The 12768-nt window shown below is 61.9% G+C and carries 8 protein-coding genes; 5 read left to right on the top strand and 3 right to left on the bottom strand.

What is annotated here, in order from left to right:
• Nucleotides 1-72 precede the first annotated feature (72 nt).
• A complete protein-coding gene (locus LDB05_RS07600; protein WP_226007320.1) occupies nucleotides 73-261 on the top strand; it encodes a hypothetical protein in 189 nt (62 codons plus the stop codon).
• Here the strand turns inward: LDB05_RS07600 and LDB05_RS07595 are convergent.
• Nucleotides 254-1213: a transcription initiation factor IIB gene (locus tag LDB05_RS07595; protein ID WP_226007319.1), complete on the bottom strand. Its 960-nt coding sequence runs from the start codon at nucleotides 1211-1213 to the stop codon at nucleotides 254-256. The two genes, LDB05_RS07600 and LDB05_RS07595, sit on opposite strands and share 8 nt — an antisense overlap.
• Before the next feature lie 840 nt (nucleotides 1214-2053).
• On the opposite strand from LDB05_RS07595, the gene LDB05_RS07590 reads away from it, so the two are divergent.
• From LDB05_RS07590 to LDB05_RS07575, 4 genes are all read left to right on the top strand, one after another.
• Nucleotides 2054-2650: a DUF7344 domain-containing protein gene (locus tag LDB05_RS07590; RefSeq protein ID WP_226007318.1), complete on the top strand. Its 597-nt coding sequence runs from the start codon at nucleotides 2054-2056 to the stop codon at nucleotides 2648-2650.
• A gap of 548 nt (nucleotides 2651-3198) precedes the next feature.
• Nucleotides 3199-4347: a Gfo/Idh/MocA family protein gene (locus LDB05_RS07585; protein ID WP_226007317.1), complete on the top strand. Its 1149-nt coding sequence runs from the start codon at nucleotides 3199-3201 to the stop codon at nucleotides 4345-4347.
• A gap of 33 nt (nucleotides 4348-4380) precedes the next feature.
• Nucleotides 4381-5844: an oligosaccharide flippase family protein gene (locus LDB05_RS07580; RefSeq protein ID WP_226007316.1), complete on the top strand. Its 1464-nt coding sequence runs from the start codon at nucleotides 4381-4383 to the stop codon at nucleotides 5842-5844.
• 450 nt (nucleotides 5845-6294) lie between these two features.
• Nucleotides 6295-8361 carry a right-handed parallel beta-helix repeat-containing protein gene (locus LDB05_RS07575; protein ID WP_226007315.1) on the top strand — a complete coding sequence of 689 codons (2067 nt, stop codon included), beginning with the start codon at nucleotides 6295-6297 and terminating at the stop codon, nucleotides 8359-8361.
• A 691-nt stretch (nucleotides 8362-9052) separates the two neighbouring features.
• Here LDB05_RS07575 and LDB05_RS07570 read toward each other — a convergent pair.
• Nucleotides 9053-10003: a hypothetical protein gene (locus LDB05_RS07570; RefSeq protein WP_226007314.1), complete on the bottom strand. Its 951-nt coding sequence runs from the start codon at nucleotides 10001-10003 to the stop codon at nucleotides 9053-9055.
• Nucleotides 10004-10621: 618 nt separating this feature from the next.
• The gene (locus LDB05_RS07565; RefSeq protein WP_226007313.1) at nucleotides 10622-12415 is read right to left on the bottom strand and encodes a hypothetical protein; all 1794 of its coding nucleotides are present in this window, start codon (nucleotides 12413-12415) and stop codon (nucleotides 10622-10624) included.
• Nucleotides 12416-12768: the final 353 nt, after the last annotated feature.

The following is a 12768-nucleotide window of genomic DNA, read 5'->3' as shown; positions in this document are numbered from 1 at the left end:
ACGCTCCCGCGAGGCGAGTCTGTCTCCCGTTTCCGGATAGCTATATTTGACTGCACGACATCGAATCCCAATATGTACCGTGCAATCCTCCCCGAAGGACAGATCGAGTGCGAACGGTACGATCACACCGAGAACGGCGTCGAACTCTACGGCGACGACGACGCGTTCATCGCGTTCGTCCCCTACGAGAACCTCCACGCGCTTGCCGACGAAGCCCTCTACACCGAGGGCGGCGGCGAGGACGAGCGGTCGATCATGTAGCCGGCTGCTGGTCGATCGCCTCGAGCTGCTCGCGATACCGGTTCCGGACGGTGACGACGGTCGTCTGGGCGGTGTCGGCGACCGCTCGCTGCGGGATGGTTTCGTCACAGAGGAGGCCGGCGGCGTAGATGGCCGCGGCGGCGAACCCGGTCGGTGACTTGCCCGAGTGGAGCCCCTTCTCGGTCGTGCGATCGATGATCTCGATGGCCTTGGTCTCGACGTCCTTGTCGACATCCAGTTCCGAGCAAAAGCGCGGCACGAACTGTCGGGGGTTCGTCGGCTCGAGATTGATGTCCAGTTCGTCCGCAATGTACCGATACGTCCGCCCGATCTCCCGCTGGTCGACCCGTGAAACCGACGTTACTTCCTCGAGGCTGCGGGGAATGTCCTCTTTCCGACACGCAGTATAGAGCGCGCTGGTCGCGACGCCTTCGATCGAGCGGCCGCGGATGAGGTCCTGCTCGAGTGCCTGCCGGTAAATGACGCTTGCAGTCTCCTTGACCGGCTTGGGAACGCCTAACGCGCTAACCATCCGGTCGATCTCGGAGAGGGCGTACTTGAGGTTGCGTTCGCCCGCGTTTTTCGTGCGAATTCGTTCCTGCCAGACGCGAAGCCGATGGAGCTGGCCGTGTTTGTCGGCCGACATCGAGTGGCCGTTGGCGTCCTTGTTCCGCCAATCAATGGTGGTCGTTAACCCGCGGTCGTGCATCGACTGGGTCAACGGTGCACCGACGCGGGAGAGTTCGTCGTGTTCCTGTGCGTTGAACGCCCGCCACTCCGGCCCGTAATCGATGGGATCCTCGGTGAGGACGAGCCCACACTCCTTACAGACTTGCTCACCGCGGTCCGGATCGTGGACGATCGTGTCTGTCTCGCAGTCGGGACACAATCCAGTCTCGACCTCCTCGGACTGTGATTCGCTGCTGTGTTGATCAATGATAGACCGCGTCATCACTACCGGGGGAAACCGGGCCGGCACTGTAAGGGGTTCACATGGTTTCGCGGGAAACAGCGACTTACTACATTGCGGCTGTCAGTCACTGCGACGATCCGCCGAATCAATGGCGGGGAATCACGTGACCAGTTCCGAGCGACGGAATGCAGTCCCAAACGAGTCCGTCTTCGCCATCGAAAGAGAGAACGGAAGATAGACCATGCGACCGTCATCCGCCCCGAGCGACCGGTGTGACGGTCGCGTCGAGACCGTGTCCCATCGGTCCTGTCCGGGTGAAGCGACCGTCGTCCGTTCGCTTCGACCCAGTGTGTGCAATGAACACATGCAACATGAAACGTGGTACTCGTTTCGTCGAATAGCTAACGTAAACCTCCGATTCACGGTGTAAATCCGTTGTTCGTGCGTGAACTGTTGGTTGACTTTATATTGGTTGCTTCGGACTTTCGGAATTAGCACCGTGTTGGTAACCAGCCCTCCACCCCGTGCCAGCGTCCGGTCTTCATCCGGAGATATCTCCCGTACGAGGTCGATATACGGGCGCAATCGCCGAGTACCGTTCGGCTTCTGGGAGAGCCGAAACCGCCCGTCACGACGGTCCTCGGGCGTTGCGATACTCCCCTCGAGAAGTCGCCGCGTACCCCCTTTGCAGACGGTGCGAAACGTGGCCGTGTTTAAGAGTATCTCTGTTGGTGTACAACCTGGTGTGTCAAACGTGATCCCGACTCGCCGTTCGAACGTACAGCGGTCACCGTCAAGCCGACGCTTCGGTGACGTCGAGCACCGTGCCCAGGGGGCGTCGTGCTCGAATGGAACCGATACGACAGGAGGGTCCTCATAATGTCCTCGATCGATACGTCCTTGCCCGACGAAATCGCATCCGTCGCCGACGCCGACGGAGACGAACGCCTTTCGAAGGACGTTATTTTCGAACTTTTGAAAAACAGACGCCGACGCGAGGTTCTCGCATACTTGCTGGAAGCCGACGAAACGGTGACGCTCGGTGAACTCGCGGAACAGATTGCCGCGTGGGAAAACGAAACCGAGGTGGACGCGCTCAGCTCGGATCAGCGCAAGCGCGTCTACGTCGCGCTCTATCAGACCCATTTGCCGAAGATGGACGACGCCGGAATCGTCGAGTACGATCAGGATCGCGGGCTGATTTCGCTGGCCGATAACGCCGACCTGTTAATGATGTACCTCGATACGGACACGCATCGACAGGACCGGTGGGACCGGTGGTACGCCGGTCTCAGCGTGATCGGCGCTGCCTTTCTCGGCGCGGCGGTTCTCGGCGTGCCGGTGCTGTCGTCCCTCCCGCTGACCGCCCTCGCCGGCGTCGTCGTCGGTGCCTTTTTCTGTCTCTCGGTCGCCCACGTCGTCCGGAACCGCTCCCGCGAACGCAACGTCGACGGCAAACTGTCCCGTATCGAGTAACCCTTAATCGCGACGGTTGCGATCGTGTGGCGACCGGACCCCGATAGTACTGTCCGCTGACGTCCGTTCGAGCGGCGTTCGCTGCCGGTTGTCGGTTTCTTAAGCACTGATTTGATCGTCTTCGCGAACACCGAGTACGGTCCCGTCGCGTGACCCCCGTATCCGATCACCGCGGCGTCCCCTCGTGACCGCAAAGAAGCTTTTTAGCATCCGCTTACGTAGAGTCGAACGGCTCCCGACGACCGTCATCCACTACCGGAACAGTCGCGTGCCAGCAGCTGTTCTCGGCGCGGGAGCCGTTTTCTCGACCAGTACCAGTACTCTACCCGTGGCGTCCACGCCCGCCTCGATTCGCGACTCCCTCGAGAAGGACATCGGTCCGGAAGCCGCCAGTCCCGTCCCACCGCCCGCCGTGGTGTAGGTCCGTCGGGATGGATGGATGTCACGCCCGGTAAGCGGTATCGTATACGGACAGTACGCCGAGAGATAGTTAGCCACAGTGAAGTAACCGGATTAAAACTAATGACGGGTGAGGTGACGGTCCGCACATGGTCGTGCGAACCGCAGTTGTCGGCGCGGGAACGGTCTCGCGGGCGCATCTCGCCGGTGCCCGGGACAACCCCGATATGGAACTGGTCGCGGTCTGTGATATCGACGCGGAACTGGCCAGGAAGCGGGCTCGGGAATTCGGGACGATGGCAGTGACGGATTTCACCGATCTCCTCGACGAACTCGACTGCCTCCACGTGTGCACGCCGGTACAGACACACTTCGATATCGCGCGGCAGGCGATCGAAGCCGGCGTCGCCGTCATTATCGAGAAGCCGGCGACCGTCACCGTCGAGGAGGCCGAGGAACTCATCGCCCTCTCGAAGGAATACGAAACGCCAGCGACGGTCATTCACAATCACCTGTTCTATCCGGCACCCCGGAAGGCTCGCGAGCTGATCGACGCCGGCGAACTCGGGCGGATCAGGTCCGTGGACGTCCTCTACGCGGGACTGACGCCACCGGATCAGGTCAACCGCGGCTCGTGGGTGTTCGAGCTGCCCGGCGGCGAGTTCGAAGAGGGGCTTCCCCATCCGATCTACTCGATCCTGGGCGTCGGCGGCTGGCCGGAACGCGGCGACGATATTTCCGCACAGACCGTCCTCTCGACGGACTACGAGGACGGCTTCGAGTACGATCAGGCACAGGCACAGTACGTCTCCGAGGCGGGCGCGCTCTGTAACGTGACGATGATCTCGGGATCGCTGCCCCAGCGCCTCCACGTGATCACCGGGACCGAGAAGTCGCTGATCGTCGACGAGATCAACCAGTCGCTCTACGAAGTCAACGAGGACTACACGTCATCGGTCCTCGCTCGCTCGAAGAAGAGCCTCGACGTGTCGCTGGCACAGGTCACCAGTACGCTCGAGAACGCGAAATCAGTCGCGGTGTCTCGCTTCGACGACAGCTGGGAGGCGGAAACCGAGACGAATTCCCACTGTGCGATATTCGACGGGTTCGTTGACGCAATCGAGGGTGGGTCCGACGTGCCGGTCCCGCTCGAGCAGTCGAAGTGGACGATCCGCATTATGGAAGCGATTCGGGAGTCCGCTCGCCCGCAGGACGGGGCCGATCTGCCGGAGGTGGCGGACGCGGGGGAACGGTCGGAGACGCGAGACGACGAGTCGTCGGTCTCCGCCGACCTCTAATCGGGCGGCGATAGCCCCCACTCACTGCTCACGATGTCTCTCTCACAGCGTATCGTCCGCGGAGTCACGGCCACGTTCGGCGCGCAGCTGCTCCGACTCGGGGCACAGGGGGCCATCATCCTGTTGCTCACGCGGGTGTTCCTCTCACCCGACGAATACGGGCTCATCTTCCTCGCCATCGCTGTCTTCTCGATCGCGACGCTGTTCGGAACCCTCGGGATCCCGAAATCGATGGCGAAATTCGTCACCGAGTACCGGGAGACCGACGAGTCCCAGATCCCGCACATCGTCCGTTCGTCGGTCGCGTTCAACGTGGGTACTGTCACACTGGTCTGTCTTCTCTTCGTCCTCTCTCGCGACTGGATCGCCACCGTGTACGGCGAACCCCGGTTGGAGCCGTTGCTCGCGCTCGGCGTCGTCTACATCGTCGTCAAAGTCGCCCACGGCTACCTGCTGATCGCGTTCCAGGGCTTCGGGAGGGTCACACTGACCGCGGCGACCAGTACGGTCTCGAGCGTCGGTCGGCTCGGGTTCATCGTGCTCTTCCTGGTCGCCGGCTTCGGTGCGTACGGCGCGCTGGCCGGCTTCGTCGTCGGCTATCTGCTCGCCGTCGTCGTCGGCGGAGTCCTCCTCTACCGGATCGTGTCGTCGTATCCGACCGCCGACTCGAGCGAGCCCGGCCTGTCGACGCGGATCGCCAGGTACAGTCTCCCGCTGACGGCGTCACAGGGTGCGAACGTATTGTACAAGCGCGTTGACACGCTGATGGTCGGCTTCTTCCTGACGCCGGTTGCCGTCGGCTTTTACGAACTCGCCAAACAGGTCTCGACTTTCGTGATCGCGCCCGCTGACTCGCTGGGCTTCACCCTTGCACCGACGTTCGGTGAACACAAATCCGCCGATCACCTCGACCGAGCCGCTCGCGTGTACGAACAGTCGCTCGAGTACGTCCTCCTCGTCTACCTGCCGGCCGTTGCCGGGATCGTGCTCCTGGCTGACCCGGGAATTCGGTTCGTCTTCGGCGACGCATACGCCGGTGCTGCGCCCGTCTTGCAGGTTTTCAGCGTCTTCGTCCTGTTTCAGGCGATCGACAAGATCACCAACGATAGCCTCGATTATCTGGGTCGGGCGACGGAACGGGCGATCGGGAAAGGAGTCACCGGTGCGCTGAACTTCGGGCTGAACCTCGTGTTGATCCCGGCGATCGGCGTCGTCGGCGCGGCGATGTCGACGGCGCTCTGCTACGGCCTCATGGTCTGTTACAACGTGGTTCTCATCGACCGAGAACTCGACCTCCACTGGCGCAGTCTCGCGTCGTCGATCGCGGCCGCCGGCGGCGTGACCGTCGCGATGACCGTTGCCGTCGTCGCGTTGCAGCCGTTCGTCACCGGGGTCGCCACCTTGCTCGCCGTCGTTGCTGCCGGCGTAACGGTGTGGGCAGTGCTGTCTGTCGCGAGCGGTCTCGTCGATATCTCCGAGATCGGGACGCGCATCTAGCGCTTCAACGGCTGCCGGACGCGAGGGACCAGACATCGACCGACGTGCGTTCGATTCGGCAACTCGTTTTGGCAGCTCGGAGCTGGACGGACTATCCCGATCTCTACCGTCAAACGGCTCTGGACTGTCCGTTGTCCGTTTTTCGCGATGAGTTGCCGAGCCAATTTCGTCGTCGTGTTCGATCGCCGTCGGTTACTACGATCCCTCTCGCGTCGAGTACTGGTCCTCCCGTCCCGTTGAACCGTATCGTCATGGAGAGGGTCCGAATTCCCGGGCGGAACAGCGGTAATACGGTATTACCCAGTCGCCGCCCGGCGGGTTCAATATAAAACATACGTATTAAAATACTATAAAATAATAGAATATATTATCTAAATCTCTGAAAGTCTGTTTATTTTATACAGAATTAAGGGGAAAGTTTATGAGCGCATGTTGGTATTACCCGACCGCATGGCACGCGACAATTCGGTAGCGGATGACGACTCTTCATCGGGTAGCGGCCCCGAAAGCGGTGAGAATGGCGGTAATAGTGAATTACTTGATCGACGCTCGTACCTGAAGCTGACGGGTGCGGCCTCCGTCGTCGGTGGCGGGTTGGCGACGGGGAGTGCGACCGCCGCCGAGGAGTACGAGGTTATCGAAGCCTCCAACGAGTGGTACACCATCGACGACGGCGAGGTTTTCGAAAACAAGCTAATCGATTTTTCGAACGGGAACTGGTTCGGACTCTACGCTCGAGAGTCGACGAACTGGACGATCCGGAACGTCGGGTTCGTCGGAACCCACCGCTACGACAACCACGCGATCGCGGTGGCCGACGTCGGCGGCAATACGTCGACGATCGAGAACGTCTACATGGGCGACGGCTGTGTACGCCCGAGTAGTTACAGTTCACACGGGCAATGTGGAATCTGGGTCGCACCTGAGCACAGCGGCCACATCGACATTCGACACTGCAACGTACAGGACTGGCCGAACAACGGGATCTACGCGTCCGCACCCGGATACAACGGGAACGGTGGAACCGTCCACATCGACAGTTGCTACGCGGCGAACAATTACGTCTCGAGCTTCCGGCTGAGCTCCAACGGGTCGAAGTGTACGAACTCCGTCGCGTACAACGACAGTAACGGCCGATATAACGGGCGGTGTTTCTGGGGCTGGAACCCGGGACGGATGGTCGTGTCCGGCTGCGACTTCAGCTCCGGGTCCTACAACGACGCCATCCACCTCGGTCGAAACGGTGAGACGACGCGCGTCACGATCGAGGACACGCAATTCGACGGGATCAGCCAGCGCGGAGACGTTCGGCTCTCTCGCGAAGGCGGGCTCGGATCGGACCCCGACCTCTCGATGCCCGAAGGTGTGCCGACATCCGCGGAAGAGGCCGCGAGCGGCGGATCGTCGCCGTCTCCATCGAGTAGCGAATCGAACGAAGAGACCGGCGACTCGTCGCTGGCGAACACGATCGTCTTCGACGGGAACGGCACGACCGACACCACGAGCTACGAATTCGTGGTCAGCGACGCGGTCGAGCCGAGCACCGACGAGAACGCGACGATCGACGAGGCGGCAACCGTCGACGGCACCACTGCGAGCGGTACCGTCGCCGACTACCTCGACGCCTTCCGTTTCGACGGCCAGATCGAGCGCCTGTCGGTCGACGGCGATGCGACCGTCCGGGTCAACGGCGTCGAGATCGACCCCGCCGATATCGACGATGTCCTGCAAAACGTCGTCCTGATCGACGGCAGCGCCGAGGACGTCACCCGCTACGAATTCACCGTCAGCGGCGAGGCCGAACGGAGCGGGTACGACGGCGCCTCGATCGACGACGAGGATACCATCGAGGACGGTACCGTCTACGGGACCGTCGCCGACTGGAAGGACGCATTCCGCTACAGCGGGGACATCGAACAACTGACCGTCGACGGTCCGGGGACCGTCTCCGTCAACGGCGAACAGGTCGATCCGTCCGAGTTTGGTTCCGACCTCCCGCACGTTCTCGAGGTACAGGGGCCCGGAAAACCGGTCGGCTTCGAGATCACGGTCGACGGCGACATCGAATTCGCGGGCGACGGCGATCCGGAAGACGAGGCGACGACGATCTCGGGCTCGACGGTACAGAGCACCGTCACCGACGACAGTCTTCGCTTCCGGTTCTCCGGAACGGTGACCGACGTGTCGCTGACTAACGGGACGCCCACGATCACGGTCGACGGCGAGGAGATCGACCTCGAGGAGTACGGCGACCCCGAACTCCTCCCTCACGCGGTCGTCTTCGACGGGACCGAAACGTCCGAGCCGAGCACGTATTCGTTCCGCGTCGACGGCAGGGTCATCCAGGCTGAGTACCGCGACGCGTCGGTAAACGATGACGACGTCGTCGAAGATACGACGGTTCGCGGCGGCGTCGGCAACTGGCTCGACGCCTACTGGTTCGACGGCGACATCGAGGACTTCACGATCCTCGGTGACGCGACGGTCGACGTTCAGTACAACGCGCGGGAGCAGTAACTCACGATTGGGTTCGCCGAGCGCACCGTCTCGCCAACAGTTTGCCGAAGTCCGACTCTTTCTCCCGGTTCCCGGCGCTCGAGAACCTGGTACGTCACGTTTCTTGACCGAACTCGTTCGTTTCAGCCCAGTTCACGCTGCGGTCGTCGTCGCTTTTCCCGGAGAGAGTCGTCGACCGGCTGCGGAGACAGTTCCGTGAGTCACGTCTGCGAGGATACTTCACACAGGGTAACGGACCCCTCCCGCTCGAGCCACCGGAGTGAGCTCGCGCTCGTGGGGACCACCCGATCGATACCCGGTCCTCTCGGGGATCGATGGCACTACGTCCCGTCATCTCCGCCGACTGCACCGGTCTCTGGAAGTCGACTATCCGCGGCCCGATACCGATCACGAAGCGCAACAGCCTGCGACGCCATCTCCGGGCACGAACGGAAACACCGTGCGCTGACTCGACAACTCTGCCTTTGGTATCCGGTGGCCCGGCGCTATCGGTATCGAAGCAGGTTCTCGCGGTGACCATCGGTTGCCGAAGCTGGCCGATCGAAAACTGAGAAAATAACAGCGAACGCGTACGATGGCGGATGGAGGGATCCGATCGCCCGATAGTAGATCGCGTCAGCGGGGCGTCGGAGGGTCTGCGTCAGCGGTGCGTCGGAAAGCCTGCGTCAGCGGGGCGTCGTTCAGGGTCGGCTCAGTTCTGGGAGCCGGATGCCGCTTCTTCGGGGCTCGTCGGCACGCCCTCGGGGATGACTGCTTCGGGATCGGTGCCGACGCCGTCGCCGAGCTGGACGCTCGAGCCGGCCTCTTCGGAAATCCCGGCCTGGTCGTCGTAATCGGAGTCCGTGACGGTGACCTCCGTCGGGTTTCCGTTCGCACCGGCGACGATGGCGTTGTTCTGCCCGTTCATCTCGATCTGGCAGCCCTCGACTTCGACCGTGCCGGGGGCCCACGCCCAGATGCCGCGGCCGACGTACCCCTCGCTACTGTCGACGTAGACGCTCGAGTTCGTGACCTTGCTCCCTTCGGTGCCCAGTCGGAAGTGGGAGACGTAACAGTTCGCGGCGAAGCTACTGTCGATGTGGATCGTCCCGCCGCCCTTATTGCCGGGTGCGGAACCGTAGATCGCGTTGTCCGCGAAGTTCTGGATGTTGACGTTTTTGAAATCGATGTGGCCGTTGTGATCGGGTGCGACCCAGAACGCGGTCTGGCCGTGCCCGTTCGGATTCCCGTTCCCGGAGCTCGAGCCGTCACCGAGGTAGACGTTCTCGACGGTACAGGTACCGCCGCTCGTATCGGAGATGCCGAAGGTTGCGCTACCGGTTCCGGACGTGTTCTCGCCCTTGAAGCCGATGTTTCGGATCGTCCAGTCGCTGCTGTGAGCAGTGACGACGATGTCCTGGCCGGTCGTCATGTCGATGAGCTTGTTCTCCCAGGTCTGACCGGCGTCGATGGTGATCGTCTGCCCCTGGGCCTCGATGACCTCGTAGTCGTCCTGTGCCGCAGCGGTGCCGGCCCCGCCAATCGCGGTCGCCGCGGTCGCCACCGCGGCGATCGAGCGAACGTAGTTACGGCGGGTTAATTCGCTGTTACGGCCTGCAGTCGGAGTAGATTCCGTCTCGGACGTACGGGAGTTCTGCGCCATACACTTGCGTAACTCCGCCTTACACTCATAAACTTTTTCTTGCGCTCATGGCTTAAATTTACAGAATATTTTTCTAACGCTGGTTATTAGGCCACAATCTACCGATGGAACTCCACGAAATTACGAACGAATTCGTGACGAATTTCGATCTCGTAATCGCGTCTTTGCCGCGGAAATAGGATATTGATGCCTCGAGAGCCCCCATACGGCCCCGGATCCGGCGGTCGGCGGTGTCGGCAGTGATCCGTGGCGCACTATCGTTTCGACTCTGCAGTTACGTATTTCCAGGCCCGTAATAGTCTATTACTCGGTGTTTCACCGATCGTCGACGGCGACAGGCCGTCAGCGAGAACGGTTTCGCTCGAGCAGGTCATCGAGAGCGACCTCGCACGAGAGCGACCTCGTACGAGCACGTCCAGAGCGGTGCGGGTGCAGTGGTGTGTTTGGAGACTGGTCTCGCGCGTGCGTACGAACACATCCGGTGGCCACTCTTCCACGGTGGGAGACTACCGGCGCGTCCCGCGTACTGGTTGGTGGACTGAAAGCGGGGCCACATACTACGTCGTTCGATCGGTACGATGATGAGCCCCACTGGGGAGCGAATAGCGTTTCACGTCACTACGGCTCGCTGTCGATGGCGTACATTTCGAACTCGTCGTTCGAGACGACTTTGTTCGCGTTCGGTTCGGTATCGAGTCCCTCGTATGCGGCCTCGTGGTAGTTGAGTTCGTCGTAGACGTCGAATTCTTTCGTCCTGTCCCACTCCGTGACGGTGAAGTAGTACTCGTCGGTGGGGTAGGCCCCGGTGTAGTTACCCGCCGAGAACACGCTGGCGTTGACGGTTCCGGTGGTTGCTGACCCACCACCGATATTGCCACCGCCGCCGGGGATCCCGTTGATTCCGTGGTCGTATCGGTAGGGATCGTACCCCATGCCAGCGTAGGGAACGTCCTCGGCACCGTGATCCAGACCGTCCTCGTAGCCGCTCATCATCTCGGGAGTCACGTGCTGGCCCGGATTGTAGATCATCGGGGAGACGAACACGGTCATCAATCCGAGCACCAGACAGGCGCCGAGTACCAGCGCCGTAACCGCGTTCGCACCGGGTCTCGTGATCACGCTCGAGAGGCCGCCCACGAGCTGTGCCAGCGCGACACCGGCGAGTATCGTCAAGATCACGTAGATGAAACCGACCTGTCGAAACGCCATCGTCGGCGTCCCGACGAAGTACACTGCGAACATGGCGCCGAGCGGAACGAGCGCGAGCGCGAGGTAGTTGACGAACGATCTGGTCTCGGCGTCGAGGCTCGAGCGACCGAGCCAGACGGCCAGCACGAACAGACCCACGATGAGTCCGACGATCGCCGCGTCGAGGAACATCTTCACGAAGAGTTCGGTGAGGCTACTGCCGATATCGGTCAGCGACGACCCTCGCTGACCGACTTCGGCTCCGGCACCGATGTCCTGCGCGAGCAGCCCGGAGACGAGTCCGGCCGCGGCGTTTCGAAACCGTTCGTTGCTCAGCGCCCAGAGGCCGAACAACCCACCGAGCCCGATCGTGTGCGCGTACGTCGTCGGGTGCTCGAGCATCGGATGGTCGTCGAACCGCCAGCGTGCGAGGAACTGCACCCCGCTGACTGCGGCGACGAGGATGAAGACGTTGAACATCTGTTGTGGGTGAACCAGCAAGATCACGAGACCGGTCAGGTAGACGAGAACGGTGAACGGGGAGAGTCCGAGCGGGAGTCGCTCGCGAGTTGACCGCCGTCGGAGGTAGGCGACGAGCGCGAAGACCACGGCGGGAACCAGAAAGAGCGCGTTCGAGTTCGTGTGGACGCCCATGAACGTCGCGATGTTGTTGACCGGTAACACCATCCAGGAGGTGATCGCGGCGAGGCCGACGGCCAATTCACCGGTCCCCATCGCCCGGACGGCGAGTGGGACGAAGACGAGGAACGGGACGAAGAGGACGACCATGCCGATTAACAGCCCGCGCTCGATCGAGACGCCGCCGACGAAGTGAAGCACTGTCGCGATGGTGTGCAGCCCGGGATAGAACAGTTCGTGGGGTGGGGTCCCGCCGGTGACGATGTCCCGCGTCCAGCCCAGATGGGTCAGCGCATCGCCCATCCCGGCGAAGCGGTAGTTCCGGATCACGGGGAGGCTCACGATCGCGGTCACCGTCGTCGCGCCGAGCCCGATTCCGAGTCCCTGCCGTCGGCCGCGACAGGAAAGCGTCGTCGCGACCGCGATCGCGAGCGCGAGCGCGAACAGGGCCCACGTGATCGGCGGCGATCCGGTGTAGACCGACGACTCGTAGGCAGTTGCCGGGTTCGCTCTCGCCGCGAGAACACCCAGCGCGATCGCGAGAAAGCCGATCGTGAGCGTCACGTCGAGCGTCGATCGTCTCATGCCGTCTCACCGCGTTCGACCGAATCACTCTCGAAACGCATGTGTTGCCCGACCCGTCGTCACTGCCGCGGTTTGTTATCCGTTTCCTACCTTGGAGACCAGCAGTAAGTGTCGATAACGGGTTCTTGAACCGCTGTATCGGGCTATCACGGCCCCGATCGCCCGTCTCACACGAACGAGCGACGTCCCCGCAGTAACGGGCGATCGACCGCTGCAATCATCGACACAGCGGTATGGTGCTCCTATCGGCACCGGACGGTCGGCTACGGGTCGACTTCTCGAGCGCCGATCGATCAACGGTTCCGGTGGTTTTTGTAGTCGATCGTGATCACCTCGTCCGAGAACGAAACGAC

Origin of the sequence: Natrinema salinisoli (genome assembly GCF_020405205.1) — an archaeon.
Lineage (GTDB): Archaea > Halobacteriota > Halobacteria > Halobacteriales > Natrialbaceae > Natrinema > Natrinema salinisoli.
The sequence above is the reverse complement of the archived record's forward strand: the minus strand, read 5'-3'. Positions and strand labels throughout refer to the sequence as shown.